Here is a 16,106-nt window from a genome sequence, read left to right as displayed (position 1 = left end):
AGCAGGTCCGGGCCAGCCTCCTGCCCGGCGCGCCGTTCGCGACCACCGAGGAGAAGCGCGACGCCTGGGTCTTCTACACCGGACGGTTCGCCGAGGAGACCGACACGCCCGAGGCGATCGCCGACTACCTGGCGCGCGACGGCCCGCGCGACCTTCTGATCGAGGATGACCTGCTGCGCCGGATCGACCTGGCCCGCCTTCCGGGCGTGGTCGAGGTCCTGCGCGGGACCGTGGCGGGGCACTCCTTCCACCTCCTGCGAAAGGAAGGGGCGCGGTGAAGTGGGGGGGCGTCGCCGCCGGGGCGATCCTGGCCCTCCTCGCGGTCGTTCTCCTCTGGGGGACCGGCCTCGCCGCGCCCCCCGAGGAGCTGACTCGGAAGATCGCGGCGGTGTCGGCCATCTACCCCGGCTCGATCCGCGGGGCGGAGGTCGAGCGGATCCCGTGCCCCCCGCTCAGGCGCCTGCGCTTCTATGTCGTCTGCACGGAAGCGTGCGCCGAGACCTGGATGATCGTCGGCGTACGCGGGCTTCTGCCCGACAACCTGTCGAATCCGGGGCGCGTCCCGGAGCAGCCGGTCGAGGAATCCCGGCGGCGAATCAACGAGGCGGTGGCGGCGGAAGGCCTGCAGCTCGACATCGACGGGGCCCGCGAGATGATCGGCTGCTACCTGCGCCTGAACGGCCTCCTGCCGGAGCTCGTCATGACCACGCCGGCCCTGGTGGCGCTCGAATCGACCGGCGGTGACGAGGAGGAGATGCGGCGCGTCGCCGAGAGCCTGGATACCCCCGACGCCCTGATGCGCATCGATCCCGAGAAGACGCTCGACGGCTTCAGGGCCCGGCTTCTCTACTGGAACACCTCGCTCCTGGGCCGGCCCGTCCTCGATCTGGAATTCAATCTAAAGGAAGACGGCGAGCTGCGCGCGCTGATCGCGCAGCCGTCCGCCAGGGGGACGCCGGACCCCGCGGCCGAGCGTGCGCCATAGGCAGCCCGACTTGATCATCGTGCGGCCGCTCCTAGATTTTGTAGTGCGTCCGGTAGTACTCGAGGTACTCGCCGGTCTTGATCGGCTGCCACCAGGCGCGGTTCGCCGAGTACCAGGCGATGGTCTCCTCGAGCCCCTTCTCGAAGGCCACGCGCGGCGTCCAGCCGAGCTTTCCGAGCTTGGAGCAGTCCAGCGCGTAGCGCCGGTCGTGCCCGGGCCGGTCCTGCACGTAGCGCAGGAGGGTGCGCGGCTTGCCGAGAGCGTCGAGAATGCGCTCGGTGATCTCGAGGTTGCGCCTTTCGTTCCCGCCGCCGATGTTGTAGACCTCCCCCGGCGTGCCGCGCTCCAGCATGACGTCGATCGCCTCGCAGTGGTCCTGGACGTACAGCCAGTCGCGCACGTTCTGGCCGTCACCGTAGAGCGGCAGCGGCTTGTCCTCGAGGGCGTTGGTGACGAACAGGGGAATCACCTTCTCCGGGTACTGGTTCGGGCCGTAGTTGTTCGAGGCGCGGCTGATGAAGACCGGCAGGTTGTAGGTGGCGAAGTAGGAGTAGGCGAGCCGGTCCGCGGCCGCCTTGCTCGCGGAGTACGGGTTGGTGGGCATCAGGGCGTCGGTCTCGACGCTCCGGCCCTTCGACACGCTCCCGTACACCTCGTCGGTCGAGATCTGCACGAAGGCCTTGACCCCCTGGGCCCGGGCCGCCTCGAGCAGCGTGTAGGTGCCGTAGATGTCGGTGCGGATGAACCCCTCCGGATCGCCGATCGAGCGGTCGACGTGGGTCTCCGCCGCGAAATTGAAGATGAGGTCCACGCCCCCCTCGATGGCGCGCTCGACGTCCTGGCGCGAGGCGATGTCGCCGCGCACGAAGCGGTAGCGGGGATTCCCTTCGAGGTCCTGCAGGTTGGCGGGGTTGCCGGCGTAGGTCAGCTTGTCGAGGACGGTGACCTGCCAGTCCGGATGGGCCCGGACGGCGTGGTGGACGTAGTGCGATCCGATGAATCCGGCCCCGCCGGTGATGACGACGCGGGCCATCTCAGCCGATCCGCGCCGTCAGCTTCTCGATCATCTTCTCGCGCACGAGCTGGCTGGCGCGGAACAGCGAATCGAACGTGCCGGCGTCGGTCCACCAGCCCTCGAGAATGTCGTGCTCGAGCTGGCCGCGCTTCAGGTAGGCGTTGTTCACGTCGGTGATCTCGAGCTCGCCGCGCCCCGACGGCTTGAGGGTCGAGATGATGTCGAACACCTGGGCGTCGTACATGTAGATGCCGATGACCGCGTAGTCCGATTTCGGCTGCTTGGGCTTCTCCTCGATCCCGGCGATCCGTCCGTCGCGCAACTCGGGGACGCCGAAGCGGGCGGGGTCTGGCACTTTCTTGAGGAGCAGGCGCGCCCCCGTCCCCTGGGCCTTGAAGGCGGCCACCGGCTTCTTGATGTCCCCCTCGATGATGTTGTCCCCCAGGACCACGACGATCTGGTCCCCGTCCGCGAAGTGGCGCGCCAGGGCCAGCGCGTCGGCGATCCCGCCCTCCCCCTCCTGGTAGGTGTAGGCGATGTCCTCGAGACCGAACTCGCGGCCGTTCCCCAGGAGGCGCAGGAACTCGCCGGCGTGGTTCCCCCCGGTGACGATCAAGATGTCGCGGATGCCGGCGCCGACCAGGGTCATGAGCGGGTAGTGGATCATCGGGCGGTCGTAGATCGGCAGCAGGTGCTTGTTGGTGATCTTGGTCAACGGGTTCAGCCGGGTCCCCAGCCCGCCCGCGAGGATGACGCCCTTCATCTTTACTTCTCCTTCAGCGCCCAGTCGTACGGGACGTCGGGGCTGTGCGGATCGACGCGGTACTCGTCCGGGGCGTCGTAGCGGTAGGGCTCCGTCGGCAGGTTCAGCATGATGGCCTCTTCGGTGCCGATCGCCTTGAAACCATGAAGCACGAAGGTCGGGATCTGGAGAAGCATCGGGTTGTGCACGCCCAGGAAGAACTCGTTCACCTCCCCGCGTGTGGCGGAGCCCTCCCGGCCGTCGTACAGGACGACCTTGAACATCCCCTTCACACCGATGAAATTGTCCAGCTGGATCTTGTGGAAATGCCAGCCCTTGATCACGCCGGGATAGGCGGTGGTGATGTAGGCCTGGCCGAACTTGATGAACAGATCGTCGTCGGCGCGCAGCGTCTCCATCAGACGCCCGCGCTCGTCGGGTATCACCTTGAGCGGTTTGGTGCGCACACCCTGGATCATGAAGGCGGGATTATATCAGGGATGCCGCCCCCGCAGGCTGTCCAGGAGGCGCCTGACCCAGCCGCCGATGCGGTACAGTCCGCGCCGGCCGGGGACCACGGGACCGGTCCCCGGCAGGAGCGCTTGCCTCATCTTCGCCGCCGAGCGTCGATCGGCCAGGCGCATCTGATCGAAGAGGAACCGGGTCCAGGCGCCCGCGTTCCTGCCGGCGGCGACCGAGGTGGAGAAGTCGACGATGCAGGGCTCGCCGCCGGGGCCGGCCAGGACATCGTGCCGGTGCAGGTCGCCGTGGGCCACCCCCCTGGCGTGGATCTCCGCCAGGAGACGGTCGAGCCGGTCGAAGAACGGCGCGGGGAGATCCCCCGGCCGGAGCGACGCCAGGGTCTGTCCGGGAACGTACTCGAGGGCGATCGCCTGGCGATCGACCCGCCCCAGGAACTCCGGCGTGCCGCGCAGGCCGCCCAGCACCCCGTAGGCGCGCGCCTCGCGGCCCAGCTGCCATGGCCCGAGCAGGTGCCGCACCGGCCAGGGGCGCGACGCGAAGTCCTTCAGGACGATCGGTCGGCCCTCGAGCTCGACCAGGTCGACGATCGCCTTGGTGACATTGCGGCCCCCGTGCAGGCGGCGGCGTGGCAGTCGGGCGAGGCGGTCGCGCGTGAAGGGGGGCATCACACCGGAGCCCCGTGCGGGGCTATGGTAAGATGTTCATCCTGTCCTGCCCCCGGAGAATAGCACAGGAGCGCCGATGGCCGAGACGCTCGAAGCGACCGCCCCGGAGCCCCTCACCATCGAGATGATCCGGCCGGGGGGCTGGGCGAAGCCCGACATCAAGAGCGTGGCGTTCGGCGGCGATCGGGCGGTCCTCAAGGACTTCAGCGACAAGTCGTGGCCGGTGCGCCTCCTGGGCCGCCGCCAGGTGGCCCGCGAGATCCGCGCCCTGCGCCGGCTGCATGGAATCCCCGGGATCCCGCAGTGCTACGGTGAGGCCGGCCGCGTGGGGATCCTGATGGAGCCCATGGACGGAGAGCGCATCACCCGCTGGTGCCGCGGTCACCGCGACCAGGCCGGGCCGATGTTCGCGAAGCTCGCCGAGCTGGTGCGGCAGATCCACGCGCGCGGCGTGGCGCACATCGATCTCCGCAAGCGCGACAACATCCTGGTGACCGCGGACGGGCGCCCCGGCATCATCGACTTCAACGCCTCGTTCTGCTTCGACCCCGCGGGGCTGGGCGCGCGCATCCTCTTCCCGATCATGCGCCGCATCGACGACAGCGCCCTCCTGAAGTGGAAGTCTCTGCTGGCCCCGGAGCTTCTGAGCGACCGGGATGCCGCCCGGCACCGGTGGATGAGCCGCCTGCGCCGCCTGTGGTTCTTCAACTAGCGTGAATAGTCCGACGCGCTCCCGCCCCGGGATCTCGCTCGTCATCCCCGTCTACAACGAGAGGGACAACCTTGCCATCCTGCACTCCGAGCTGACCGCGGTCATGGGATCGATCGGCGACGCCTACGAGATCCTGTTCGTCGACGACGGCTCGACTGACGGCAGCGACCGGGTGCTGCGCGACCTGCGCGCCTCGGACCCGCGGGTGCGGGTCCTGACCCTGGCCAGGAACTCCGGGCAGTCGGCCGCCATGGACGCCGGCTTCAAGGGCGCGGCGGGGGACGTCATCGTGACCCTGGATGCCGATCTTCAAAACGACCCGGCCGACATCCCGCGGCTGCTGGCGGCGCTCGAGGGCTGGGACGCCGTGATGGGAGCGCGCCTGCAGCGCCGCGACAACCTGGTGCGCCGCGTGTCGTCGCGCGTGGCCAACTACGTGCGCAACCGGCTGTCCGACGAGACGATCACCGACACCGGCTGCTCGCTCAAGGCGTTCCGCAGGGCCTCGCTGTCGCGCATCGTCCTCTACGACGGGATGCACCGCTTCCTGCCGACGCTCCTGAAGATGGAAGGGTGCCGCGTCCGCGAGATCGCCGTGGGCCACCGGCCGCGCCGCCACGGCGAATCGAAGTACGGGATCGGCAACCGCCTGTTGCCGTCGTTCATGGATCTGCTTGCCGTCCGCTGGATGAAGCGGCGCAAACTGCGCTACGAGGTGAAGGATGACATTTGAAGGCCTGCTGCACGTCAACGGCTGGGTGCTGTTCGGCATCCTGGGGCAGATCCTCTTCGGATCGCGCTTCATCGTGCAGTGGCTGGCATCGGAGCGCCGGAAGGAGAGCACGATCCCGGTGGCGTTCTGGTACCTGAGCCTCCTGGGGGGCCTGATCCTGTTCGCCTACGCCTTCTGGTACAGGCAGGACATCGTGTTCACCATCGGGCAGTCCGCGGGCATCTTCATCTATCTGCGCAACCTGATGCTGATCCGCCGGCCGCGCCCCGGGACCGCGATGCCTGGAGGGGCGGGCTAGGAGCCTGCCCGAGCATCCGGCCGGCACGCGGTCCTCAGGGCTTCTGCGGCCCCGGGGCGTAATATCCGGCCCGCGCCCGCACCTCCAGCTCCGGATTCTTCACCGTCAGGCGGATCGTCCGCCACTTGCCGTCCGGGACGCGATTGGTCGAAGAGTAGGCCAGCGTGTACTGGGCCTTCAGATCGGCCGCGATCTGTCGGTAGACCCCCGACAGCTGGCCGGGGCGCGCGGGGTAGTACGACCGGCCCCCGGTCGCGCTCGCCAGGGTGTCGAGGATCTCCTTGAGGCTGCGCTCGTAGCGCAGGTCCATCTCGGTGTCCAGGTGGGCCCCGAGCCCAATCGCGTAGACGGCGACCTCGCTGCGATGCGCCTTCTCCAGGGCCTCCTCGAACAGGTGCAGGCTCCCGGGCTCGTTGTCGGTCAGGGCCTGGTCGCGCCCGTCCGAAAGGAGCACGATGACGCGGCGCCCCTCGGATCCGAGAAGGCGGACGGCGGCCGCGTAGATCGCGTCGTAGAGGGCGGTGCCGCCCCGCGCCTGGATCGCCTCGATCTCCTTCTTGGTCGCGCCCCGGTCGGAGGCCGGCCCGGCGCCCCCCTTGAGCTCGTCGTTGAACGACAGGACCATGAGCCGGTCCTCCGGATCGACGCTCTCGACGAACTCTTCCGCGGCCTTGCGCGCCAGTTCGATCCGGCCCCCCAGGTTCATGCTGTTGCTGGCGTCGATCAGCAGGGCGATGGTGATCGGCACCTTGGCGGAGGTGAAATGCGTCACCGACTGCGGCGCGCCGTCCTCGAGCATGACGAAGTCGCTCTTCCCCAGATCGAGCACGGCGTTCCCCCGGCGATCGCGCACCGTGGCGAACACGTTGACCAGCCGGACCTCCTCGTACTGGCCGACGTACAAAGGGCGGGCGACCAGGGTGGCCTCCCCCCTGCGCCCCTCGGAGTCGATCGCCACGGCCCGCAGGGTGCGGTGCGCGAAGCCGGTGCCGGCGTCCCAGGTCAGGGAGAAGGGGGGGCGCTCGAAGGCGGTGAGCAGGGTCCCGTCGGCGTAAATCTCGACGCGCGAGACGCGGGCGCCGGCCGGGGCCGCCGCCTCGACGGAGATGCGGGTGGGTCCGAGGATGAGGCCGGGCGGCGCCGGCTCCAGGAAGCGCACCGCAACCTGCCCCGCCGGCTCGGTGCCCGGTGCCGCCGGGGAGTCCGCGACCGGGACCTGCGCCGCCACGCCCGCCGCCACGAGGGCGCCGGACAGGATCGCTCCTAGTAGGACCGGGCGAAGTAGACCCATCGCCGGGACTCCCCTCCGCAGCGCAGGCACTTGCCGTCCTCCCGGTTCCCCTCGAGCGGGATGCAGCGGATGGTCGCCTTGGTCTCGTCCTTGATGCGCTTCTCGCAGTCGGCCGAGCCGCACCAGTGGGCGCGGTAGAACCCGCCCGACGCGTCGAGCGCCCGCTTGAACTCCTCGTAGTCCCTGGCGTCCCGGGTGTTCTCCCGCAGGAAGGCGCGCCCCTTCTCGAGCATCGCGGACTGGATCTCCTCCAGCAGCGCGGCGACACCGGCGGCCAGGCCGGCGCGGGGCAGCGGGGTCTTGCGGCGGTCCAGCCGGCGGACGGCGGTGAACTGGTCCTTCTCCAGATCGCGCGGGCCGATCTCCAGGCGCAGGGGGACGCCCTTCATCTCCCACTCGTTGAACTTCCAGCCGGGCGACACCTCGTCGCGCAGGTCGGCCTTGACGCGGAAGGCCCCCTTCAGCTCCTCGGCCGCCAGCCGCACGGCCTCCGAGATGCGCGCCTTCTCGTCGTCGCTCTTCCAGATCGGCACCAGGACCACCTGGACGGGCGCGAGGCGGGGCGGAAAGCTGGCGCCGTTGTCGTCGCCGTGCGCCATGACCAGGGCGCCCACGAGCCGGGTGGACACGCCCCAGGAAGTCGACCAGACGTTCTCCCACGTGCCGTCCTTGGTCTGGAACTTCACCTCGAAGGCCTTGGCGAAGTTCTGCCCCAGGTTGTGCGACGTCCCGGCCTGCAGCGCCTTGCCGTCCTGCATGAGCGCCTCGATGCTGTAGGTGCGAAGGGCCCCCGCGAACTTCTCGCTGTCGCTCTTCACGCCGGTGTAGACCGGGATCGCCATGTGCTCCTCGGCGAAGCGCCGGTAGATCTCGAGGATGAGGAGCGCCTCCGCCTCGGCCTCCTGCTCCGTCGCGTGGGCGGTGTGCCCCTCCTGCCAGAGAAACTCGGTGGTGCGCAGGAACAGGCGGGTGCGCATCTCCCAGCGCACGACGTTGGCCCACTGGTTGATCAGGACCGGCAGGTCGCGGTAGGAGCGGATCCATTTGGCGTACATCGCGTAGATGATCGTCTCCGACGTCGGCCGGACGATGAGCGCCTCTTCCAGCTCCTTGCCGCCGCCGTGCGTGACCACGGCGCACTCGGGGGCGAAGCCCGCGACGTGCTCGGCCTCCTTGTGCAGGAACGACTCGGGGATGAACAGCGGGAAATAGGCGTTCTGGTGTCCGGTCTCCTTGAAGCGGGCGTCCAGCTCCTTCTGCATCCCCTCCCAGACGGCGTAGCCCAGGGGCCGGATCACCATGCAGCCCTTGACCGGCGAGTAGTCGGCCATCTGCGACTGGGTGATCACGTCGGTGTACCAGCGCGAGTAGTCTTCCTGCCTGGGGGTGATGACCTTCGCCATGGGATCTCCTGGTGCTGCTAGAGGACGAGCGGCACGAAGCGGACCGGCAGGAGCCTCTCGCGTGCGAGGCCGTCCCGGCCGCGGGTCACCCTGACCAGCTCCTGATCCCCGCTGCCGATCGGTATCACGAGCCTGCCTCCTTCGCCGAGCTGCTCCACCAAAGCCTCCGGCACGCCGGGCGCCGCGGCCGTGACCAGGATCGAGTCGAACGGCGCCTCCTCCGGCCAGCCACCGGACCCGTCCTCCGCGCGCAGGGTGACGTTCGAGACGCCCAGCTCCGCGAGCCTGGCGCGCGCCGCCTCGGCCAGGCGGGGGCGAACTTCCGTGCTGTACACGTGCCCGACGAGGTCCGCGAGGACCGCCGTCTGGTATCCCGAGCCGGTGCCGACCTCCAGGACCCGGTCGGCGGGCTGCGGCCGAATCGCCTCGCTCATGAACGCCACGACGTACGGCTGGGAGATGGTCTGCTCCTCCCCGATCGGCAACGGGCCGTCATCGTAGGCGCTGTCCCTGAGATAGTCCGGCACGAACAGATGGCGAGGCACCGTGCCCATCGCCCGCAGGACCCGCTCGTCCCGGACGCGGCGCCTGACGATCTGCTCCTCGACCATCCGCGCGCGCATGCCGGCATACGGATCCTGCGGACCGGGCGGAATCTCCAAGTGGCAGCGCCTCGCGGAAATCTTATCACAGGGGATCCGGTACAATCGGCCCGGCCGGCCGCGTGGAGATTCCTGCCGGCTCGCGGGAGGACCGATGAGAATGCCGGCGGCGTTCATCCTGATCGTCGTGGCCTCGCTGGCCGCCGCGGGATGCGGCAAGGCGGGCGAGAACGCCTCGCGCGAGGTCCTGCACGCCATCGACCAGGGAAAACTCGTCGGGACCAAGGGGACCATGGAGACTCTGGGACGGGCCCTGGGCGCCAGCGTTCTCGATCGAGGAGGTTATCCCCTGGGGAGCTCGATCGATCAGGCCACGGCCGTTCTGGTCCCGACCTACCTGCCCGGAGCCGTCACCGTCGACAACTGGGGCAACACCCTTCTCTACCAGTCGGACGGCCGCAGCTTCACGCTGACCAGCCCCGGCGCCGACGGGCGCGCCGGGAGCGCCGACGATCTGGTGATGACCGACGGCCAGTTCACCCAGCTCCCGGCCCCCGGCGGTGGGTAGGGAATCGGCCGGCCGGCATCTCGCTCTTCTGGCCAAGGCCTTCGGCCGCCCGCGCCCCGGCCGCCGCTACGCGCCGCTCGACGAGCTGATTCTCACGGTCCTCTCCCAGCATACCAGCGACGTCAATCGCGACCGCGCCTACGCCGCCCTGCGAGGACGCTTCCCCGCCTGGGAGGACGTGCTCCGGGCCCGGCGCGCCGACGTGGAGCGCGCCATTCGAGCCGGCGGCCTCGCCAGGACCAAGAGCCGGGTGATCCAGGACATCCTCCGCCGCGTCCGTCAGGACCAGGGGCGTCTCGACCTGGGCGTGCTCCGGACGATGCCGCTGGCGGACGCCAGGGCCTACCTCCTGGGCCTCCGGGGGGTCGGTGAGAAGACCGCCTGCTGCGTGCTGCTGTTCGCCTGTGGCCGGCCGGCCTTCCCGGTGGACACCCACATCCACCGGATCGCCCGGCGCGTCGGGTGGGTTCCGCCGAAGGCCACCCCGCGGAGAACCCACGCGATCCTGGCCGGCCTGATCCCGAAGGCGCGCTACCTCGAGGCGCACCTGAACCTGATCAGCCTGGGCCGGCGGATCTGCCGGGCCCGCGCCCCTCGCTGCCCCGCCTGCCCGCTCCGCCGCCTTTGCCGCTACGCCGGCCGGCTGGATGGCCCCGGGCGCCGGCCCGGCCTATATTGAGGCTCGGCGCGATCTGCGCGGCGTGGATCGATCTTCCGGGACGGTGCGGTGATGTTCGAAGGGTTCAAGGTCGGGCTGGCCCTGGGGGGCGGTGCGGCCCGCGGGCTGGCCCACATCGGGGTCCTGAAGGTCCTCGAGGAGAACGAGATCCCCATCGACCTGATCGTCGGCACGAGCGTCGGGGCGCTCGTGGGCGGGGTCTATGCCACGACGAAGAGCGCCGCGGCGACCGAGAGCCGCTTCCGGGACTTCATCTTCAGCAAGCAGTTCAAGAGATCGAAATTCGATTTTCTGCGCGAGAGCCGGCAGGCCCGCCCGGGCCTTCTCTACAATTTCGTGTCGCTGGTCAAAAAGGGGATTTTCTATTCCTTCTCGATGGCCAAGACCTCCTGGATCAGCGCGCAGCACTTCGAGCACAACATCAACGGCATCCTGGACGACGTCACTATCGACCAGACGCGCATCCCGTTCGCGGCGGTGGCCACGGACATCAATCGCGCCGAGGAGGTCATCATCCAGGAGGGCCCCCTGCGGCGGGCCGTCAGCGCCAGCAGCGCCGTCCCCGGACTCCTGCCGCCGGTGCCGATCGACGGTCGACTCCTGATCGACGGGGGATGGACCAGCAAGGTCCCGGTGATCCCGGCGCTGCGGCTCGGGGCGAACCTGGTGATCGGGGTGGACGTTTCGAAGGACATGGAGGACACTTCCGCCTACCGCAGAGGCCTGAACATCATGGTCCGGGCGAACGCGGTCAAGGCGGAGGCGCTCAAGGACATGCAGTGCCGGTTTGCCGACGTCCTGATCGATCCCGAGGTGGGTCACATCCACTGGGCCGACTTCTCGGCGATTGTCGAGTGCATCGCCCTCGGGGAAGCGGCCGCCCGCGCGAAAATCGGCGAGATCCGGCACCAGATCAAGATGGCCCGTTTTTCGTCCCTGTTCGGGTACTCCCGCTCGCGCCGGCTGGCCCGGGCGTACATGAGAGAAGAGGACCTGAAGAAGGTTCCCTGAGGAGGGGAACATGCCCCTGTCGCGCGCCATCCGTCGCTGGCTGATCGCCATGGCGATCGCGGCCGGACTCGTGGTCTCGGCCGCCGTCGCCCTGCCCTTTCTGGTGGACGTCAACAGCTACCGGCCGCAGATCGCCGCCAAGGTCCGGGAGGCGACGGGCCGCACCATCACCCTCGGGAAGATCTCCTTCGCGCTCCTTCCGACTCCCGGCCTTTCGGTGGGGGGGCCGATCCGGGTCTCCGATTCAGCCGCCTATCCCGGCCGAAACGCCCTGACGGCGGACTCGCTCCGCGTGCGGATCGGCCTCCTCGGCCTGCTGCGCGGCCGGGCCAACGTCACCTCGATCCACCTGAGCCGGCCGACCGTGACGCTCATCCGGGACGCCCGCGGCCGCTGGAACTTCGACGATCTGGTCGAGAGGGCATCCGCCGCTTCCAAAGCGGCGCCGCGCCAGGTCGGGACGCAGGAGTCCTCCTTCAAGGTCGTGGTCGATCAGGCGAAGGTCAGCGGGGGGCGGATCGTGATCTACGACGACTTCGTGGTCCCGGGCCGCCGATCGGAGGCGGTCATCGATCCGGTGAACGCCACGATCCGGGGATGGGGAGGAGACGAACCGACCGATCTGAATCTCTCCCTCGGGCTCGGCAAGAGCGCCCTGGCTGCCCGGGCCCGCCTGACGGCCTCGGGAGCGGAGCCTGTCCTGACCCTCGCCGCCCGTGGCAAGTCGGTGCGCGTCGAGGACCTGGCGCTCCTTCTTCCGTGGCTCGGGGTGGCCCGTCCAGCCGGACTGGAGGTGCGCGGGGCGCTGGACCTGGACGGCACCGCGAGCGTGCCTCTCGAGCGGCCGGAGTCGCTCCGCTTCAAGGGGACCCTCGCCCTCAAGGGGATCAGCTATCGGGACGCCGGCATGGCGCTCCCGGTGAAGGACCTGTCGGGCCGGGTGGTCGTCGACGGGGAGCGCGCCGAATGGCAGGACTTCAGCGTCAGCGCCGGATCGTCATCCCTGCGCGGCAGCCTCAAGGTGGAGAATTTCCTGAGGCCCAGGATCGGCTTCGCCCTCACGTCTCCCCGCCTGGACCTGAACGAGATCGTGGCGACCCTGATCCCGGCGGTCCCCGCCTCCCAGGGCCGGCCGGCCCCGGCCTCGGCCGCTCCTCCCGCGGGGCTTCTCGGGCAGGTGAGCGGCGCCGGCCGGATCGACGTGAAGGAGGTGCGCTTCCAGACCTTCGATCTCGCGAATGTGCGCGCCTCCGTGGGACTGGCCCGCAGCGTCTTTTCTCTTTCGGAGCTGACCGCCGGGTTCTATGGCGGGGCGCTGGGAGGCAAGGCGAGCGTCGACCTGTCCCGGGCCGTGCCCGGGTATGCCGCCTCGGTCCGCCTCGACAAGATCGATGTCGACCCTCTTCTGTCGGCCTATGACCCCGGCCTCAAGGAGCTCGTTCGAGGCCGACTGAGGGGTCGCCTCGACCTCGCGGCGACCGGCGCGGGCATGGATCAGATCCTGGGCACCGCCCGGGGGGACGGCGACATCGAGATAGCCGACGGCGCCGTCACGTCGTTCAGCGTTCTCAAGCAGCTGGCCGCCCTTCTGGAGATGGCGGGCGGCAAGGGGGTGGGCCGGGACAGCACGCCGTTCGAAGTCCTCAAGGCCACCCTCGCCGTCGCGGACGGGCGGGCCCGCACCGACGATCTGACGCTGCACTCCAAGGACCTCGATCTCGAAGGGAAAGGCTGGGTCGGTCTGGACGCCACGCTCGACCTGGACGTGACCGCGCGATTCTCCGAGGAGGCGACGGGGGGCATGGTGACGAAGAACGCGCGGCTGCGAAGCCTGACCGAGAATGACCGGCTGGCCGTCTACTTCTCCCTGAAGGGGAACCTGGCCAGCCCCAGCTTCGGGATCAACAGGCAGGCGCAAGTCCGGCAGGTGAAGGAGCGCGCCAAGGAAAGAGTGCGCGAGAGCCTGACCGACCGCCTCCTGAAGCGCCTGGGCCAGCCCGAGGAAGGCAAGCCGCAGGAGACCCCCCCTTAGGATTCGGCCGAGCCGGCCCCATCACTGGACCCGGAGCACCTCGACCCGCGTGAAGCCGGAGCTCACCCGCGTGCCGTCCTTCCCTTCGACTTCAAGCCGGATGAGGTACGATCCCGGGCGGTACAGGACGAACGTCTTGGTGAAGCTGGTGCTCACCGAAATCTCCTCATCGGGATGGACGCACGCCGGGTCCTCGCGGGTCCGTAAGCCGTCGCGCTCCGACTGGCCGGGGTCGATCCGGATCCAGGTCACGGCCGCGTGGCAGAAGTTCCGGTCGTGCAGGTCGACGCCCGTGAGGGCCCCCGTCACGATCACGGTCACCGGAGTGAAGCCGAAGGCCGGATCGGCGGTCAGGGCCAGCTTCGGCTTGTCCTCCCCTTTGTCCGTCTTCCCGGTGGGCGGCTTGGGCTTGCGGGAGGACGCGAATGCGGGGGAAACGGACCCCCCTGAGGCCGCCAGGAGGAAGCCCAGAAGGAGGACGGAAACCGACCGACGGCCCATGTGGCAGTATAGGCGCAGGCCGCGCCGGCCCACAAATGTGGCGCGCTTTTGTCCGGGACTGAGGACGGCTGCCCTCGGGCCGGGGGACACCCTCAAACGGTGTCGCCTGACGGGTGGCCTGCCCCCCTTGAAAAGCGACCACTTGGTCGACCGGCCCGGCTCCGCCTGGTCGACCGCCAGGTCCGCTCGACGTGGCACGGAAATAGCACCTTGCGTGGCAGGACCTGAGAACAGGGTCCCGGAAGAGGGAAAGGCGGGTTAGGACGATGCGCTCCAGGCCGAGGTGGTCACGGTGGTTGTTGGTGGTCGGCTCCATTCTGCTCGCGGGAGGGGCGGTATTCCCGGCGCTTGCGGATCCCGAAGACGACCCGGAATACGGCTCGGTCTACGGCCGGGTCAGACACCTCGAAGGGGGCCTGACGCTGCTCCGCGCGGGGGAGGGGACGGAGTCGGAGGGGATCGTCAACGATCCCGTCACGCCGGGCGATCGCCTCACCACGGAAGACGGCCGCGCCGAAATCGGCCTGGCCGACGGATCGGTCTTGTGGCTCGACCAGGGGACCCGCCTCGACGTGCGCAATCTGGCGGACATCGACAACGAGTATGAGAAGACCAACCTGCTCGCCCTCGAAGGCGGCGCCATCCGCATCGAGACCTCCGATCCCGACAGTCGGGACAAAACCTTCCGCATCGACACCGAGGCGGGGTCCGTCTACCTGTTGTCGGGCGGGAGCTACCGGATCGAGAACGAGGACGGCGCGACCACCGTCTACTCGTTCCGCGGGGTGGCCGAGCTGTCCGGGGACGAAGATTCCGTTCTGGTCCGGACGGGAGAGCGGAGCAGCGTCCAGCCGGGCCGGCTTCCCTCCGAGCCGCGCCGGTTCAATACCGCCCGCCTGGACGACTTCGACCGCTTCGTCGAGGACCGCCAGGAGGCCTACCTCAGGCGCGGGGGAGAACGCTACCCGCAGGAGACGGTGGAAGACCTGCCGTACGAGGTCAGGCCCTACGCGAGCGAGTTGTCGTTCTACGGCTCCTGGCACAACGTCCCGAGCTACGGCTGGGTGTGGCGGCCGGTGTACACGGGCGGCTGGGGCCCCTACGTCAACGGCTACTGGTCGTGGTGCCGGGGCGGCTGGGTCTGGGTCTCGTACGATCCGTGGGGCTGGGCTCCGTACCATTACGGCCGCTGGGACTTCGCGGTGGACATCGGCTGGGTGTGGATCCCGGGGAGCGTGTGGAGCGGCGCCTGGGTGAGCTTCGCGGTCGGACCGTCGTATGTCGGATGGTGCCCGCTGAACTACTACAACCGCCCGGTGTTCAGTGACGTGACGATCATCAACTCCGTGAACATCAACGTGACGCGCCTCAAGCCTCGCGGCTGGCGGTTCGTCACAGCGGATCGGTTCGCGGACCGGCGGCCGGGCCGGACCTTCGTCCGCGCCGATCGCCTGCCGCGCGGCACCGACGTCGTCCTCACCTCGCGCCTGCCGCGCTTCGATCCGAAGGACGTCGGCCGCCGGCCGGAGGAGGGCGAACGCCTGATGGAGAAGGTCCGCAACAGCCGGACACCGCTCCCGGCGGCGGTCGACCGGGAGAGCCGCCCCGTGTCCTTCCGCACCATGGAGAGGGACAAAGAGCCGCGCTCGCGTCGCGGGAACATCTCACCGCGGGAGCAGGCGGGGATGCGAGACAGGGACAGGTCGCAGGAGCAGGCGAAGCCTCGGGGCCAGGGCAATCCCCGGGAGCAGGCTCGGCCCCGACCGGGGCAAGGGCAGTCCGCGGACCGGCCGGCGAGACCGGATCAGGACACGCGCCCTCCGGCGCCCAGACCGGGCCCGAGCACTCGGCCCCCCCGGCGCTCCACCGAGCCGGACCGGGTGCGTGAGCCCCGGCAGGCGCCGCCGTCGCGTCAAGGGGCGCAGACGCCCGATCGGGGTCGCGGCCCCTCCGAGAACCAGGCCCGCCCGCGGCGCGAATCGCCGCCGCCGGCGGGGACGAGGGAGGCGCCACGACGCGACAGCGGCCAGCCCGATTCCGGCCGGTCCGCGTCCCGCTCCGACCAGAAGATCGAACGGCTGTTCGACGGCGTCCGCAGCGATCGCAACCGCGGCCGTCCGGAACCGCAGCGCATCGAGCCCCCGCGTGGCCAACCTCAGCGTGTCCAGCTCCAGCGTCCCCAGCCGCCCCGCATCGGGCCACCGGCACCGACCCGGCAGGGGATGGAGGGACCTCGTCCGGAGCAGCGTCCGAACCCGCGTCCTTCCGCTCCTCCGCGAGCCCCCAAGCCCCCTAAGGACGACAATGACAAGGGGCACAACGGCGAAGACCACCGCCACTGATCTCCGGGTCACCGGCCGCGCGATTCAACCGCTGAGCCATCCTC

The 16,106-nt window shown here is 69.5% G+C and carries 18 protein-coding genes; 10 read left to right on the top strand and 8 right to left on the bottom strand.

Annotated elements, in window-relative coordinates; all coding sequences use genetic code 11:
- Together VGV60_05575 and VGV60_05570 are read left to right on the top strand one after the other, a co-directional pair.
- Nucleotides 1-278, top strand: a 278-nt coding sequence (locus VGV60_05575) for a hypothetical protein (protein HEV8700724.1), incomplete at its 5' end; no start/stop codon positions are given.
- Nucleotides 275-985: a hypothetical protein gene (locus VGV60_05570; GenBank protein ID HEV8700723.1), complete on the top strand. Its 711-nt coding sequence runs from the start codon at nucleotides 275-277 to the stop codon at nucleotides 983-985. The genes VGV60_05575 and VGV60_05570, both read left to right, overlap by 4 nt.
- Nucleotides 986-1,016: 31 nt before the next feature.
- Here the strand turns inward: VGV60_05570 and rfbB are convergent, their stop codons facing one another.
- Genes rfbB through VGV60_05550 form a run of 4 tightly spaced genes read right to left on the bottom strand, consistent with a single transcriptional unit; the run spans nucleotide 1,017 to nucleotide 3,890 of the window.
- Nucleotides 1,017-2,018 (bottom strand): dTDP-glucose 4,6-dehydratase, encoded by a 1,002-nt coding sequence (gene rfbB / locus VGV60_05565; protein ID HEV8700722.1) that lies wholly within the window; start codon nucleotides 2,016-2,018, stop codon nucleotides 1,017-1,019.
- Nucleotide 2,019: 1 nt separating this feature from the next.
- Nucleotides 2,020-2,763, bottom strand: coding sequence for a sugar phosphate nucleotidyltransferase (locus tag VGV60_05560; GenBank protein ID HEV8700721.1), 744 nt, complete (start codon nucleotides 2,761-2,763; stop codon nucleotides 2,020-2,022).
- Nucleotides 2,764-2,765: 2 nt separating this feature from the next.
- Nucleotides 2,766-3,209 carry a dTDP-4-dehydrorhamnose 3,5-epimerase family protein gene (locus tag VGV60_05555; protein HEV8700720.1) on the bottom strand — a complete coding sequence of 148 codons (444 nt, stop codon included), beginning with the start codon at nucleotides 3,207-3,209 and terminating at the stop codon, nucleotides 2,766-2,768.
- Between the two features lie 27 nt (nucleotides 3,210-3,236).
- Complete coding sequence (locus tag VGV60_05550) at nucleotides 3,237-3,890, bottom strand: phosphotransferase (GenBank protein ID HEV8700719.1); 654 nt, start codon at nucleotides 3,888-3,890, stop codon at nucleotides 3,237-3,239.
- A gap of 76 nt (nucleotides 3,891-3,966) precedes the next feature.
- Here VGV60_05550 and VGV60_05545 point away from each other — a divergent pair, with 76 nt between their 5' ends.
- The 3 genes from VGV60_05545 to VGV60_05535 are packed head-to-tail and all read left to right on the top strand — an operon-like array spanning nucleotide 3,967 to nucleotide 5,633.
- The gene (locus tag VGV60_05545; GenBank protein HEV8700718.1) at nucleotides 3,967-4,602 is read left to right on the top strand and encodes a lipopolysaccharide kinase InaA family protein; all 636 of its coding nucleotides are present in this window, start codon (nucleotides 3,967-3,969) and stop codon (nucleotides 4,600-4,602) included.
- 1 nt (nucleotide 4,603) lies between these two features.
- Nucleotides 4,604-5,335 (top strand): glycosyltransferase family 2 protein, encoded by a 732-nt coding sequence (locus VGV60_05540; GenBank protein HEV8700717.1) that lies wholly within the window; start codon nucleotides 4,604-4,606, stop codon nucleotides 5,333-5,335.
- Entirely contained in the window at nucleotides 5,325-5,633 is a 309-nt protein-coding gene (locus VGV60_05535) for a lipid-A-disaccharide synthase N-terminal domain-containing protein (protein ID HEV8700716.1), read from the top strand. Before VGV60_05540 ends, VGV60_05535 begins: the two co-directional genes overlap by 11 nt.
- Before the next feature lie 34 nt (nucleotides 5,634-5,667).
- Here VGV60_05535 and VGV60_05530 read toward each other — a convergent pair whose 3' ends face one another.
- Genes VGV60_05530 through VGV60_05520 form a run of 3 tightly spaced genes read right to left on the bottom strand, consistent with a single transcriptional unit; the run spans nucleotide 5,668 to nucleotide 8,950 of the window.
- Nucleotides 5,668-6,924: a VWA domain-containing protein gene (locus VGV60_05530; GenBank protein ID HEV8700715.1), complete on the bottom strand. Its 1,257-nt coding sequence runs from the start codon at nucleotides 6,922-6,924 to the stop codon at nucleotides 5,668-5,670.
- Nucleotides 6,897-8,327, bottom strand: a complete 1,431-nt coding sequence (gene proS, locus VGV60_05525) for a proline--tRNA ligase (GenBank protein ID HEV8700714.1) — start codon at nucleotides 8,325-8,327, stop codon at nucleotides 6,897-6,899. The genes VGV60_05530 and proS overlap by 28 nt, the downstream gene beginning before the upstream one ends.
- A 17-nt stretch (nucleotides 8,328-8,344) precedes the next feature.
- Nucleotides 8,345-8,950 carry a protein-L-isoaspartate(D-aspartate) O-methyltransferase gene (locus VGV60_05520; GenBank protein HEV8700713.1) on the bottom strand — a complete coding sequence of 202 codons (606 nt, stop codon included), beginning with the start codon at nucleotides 8,948-8,950 and terminating at the stop codon, nucleotides 8,345-8,347.
- Between the two features lie 133 nt (nucleotides 8,951-9,083).
- Here VGV60_05520 and VGV60_05515 point away from each other — a divergent pair, with 133 nt between their 5' ends.
- Genes VGV60_05515 through VGV60_05500 form a run of 4 tightly spaced genes read left to right on the top strand, consistent with a single transcriptional unit; the run spans nucleotide 9,084 to nucleotide 13,219 of the window.
- The gene (locus VGV60_05515; protein ID HEV8700712.1) at nucleotides 9,084-9,497 is read left to right on the top strand and encodes a type II secretion system protein GspG; all 414 of its coding nucleotides are present in this window, start codon (nucleotides 9,084-9,086) and stop codon (nucleotides 9,495-9,497) included.
- Nucleotides 9,490-10,176, top strand: a complete 687-nt coding sequence (gene nth, locus VGV60_05510) for an endonuclease III (GenBank protein HEV8700711.1) — start codon at nucleotides 9,490-9,492, stop codon at nucleotides 10,174-10,176. The genes VGV60_05515 and nth overlap by 8 nt, the downstream gene beginning before the upstream one ends.
- A gap of 51 nt (nucleotides 10,177-10,227) precedes the next feature.
- The gene (locus tag VGV60_05505; protein HEV8700710.1) at nucleotides 10,228-11,187 is read left to right on the top strand and encodes a patatin-like phospholipase family protein; all 960 of its coding nucleotides are present in this window, start codon (nucleotides 10,228-10,230) and stop codon (nucleotides 11,185-11,187) included.
- Nucleotides 11,188-11,197: 10 nt separating this feature from the next.
- Nucleotides 11,198-13,219, top strand: coding sequence for an AsmA family protein (locus VGV60_05500; protein ID HEV8700709.1), 2,022 nt, complete (start codon nucleotides 11,198-11,200; stop codon nucleotides 13,217-13,219).
- Nucleotides 13,220-13,240: 21 nt separating this feature from the next.
- On the opposite strand, the gene VGV60_05495 is transcribed toward VGV60_05500, so the two are convergent.
- Entirely contained in the window at nucleotides 13,241-13,720 is a 480-nt protein-coding gene (locus tag VGV60_05495) for a hypothetical protein (protein HEV8700708.1), read from the bottom strand.
- Nucleotides 13,721-14,022: 302 nt separating this feature from the next.
- On the opposite strand from VGV60_05495, the gene VGV60_05490 reads away from it, so the two are divergent.
- On the top strand, nucleotides 14,023-16,062 hold the full coding sequence (locus VGV60_05490; protein HEV8700707.1) for a DUF6600 domain-containing protein: 2,040 nt from the start codon (nucleotides 14,023-14,025) through the stop codon (nucleotides 16,060-16,062).
- The last annotated feature ends 44 nt before the right edge of the window (nucleotides 16,063-16,106 follow it).

This window comes from Candidatus Polarisedimenticolia bacterium, from assembly GCA_036001465.1.
Lineage (GTDB): Bacteria > Acidobacteriota > Polarisedimenticolia > Gp22-AA2 > Gp22-AA2 > Gp22-AA3.
This window is presented reverse-complemented; position numbering and strand designations above follow the sequence as displayed.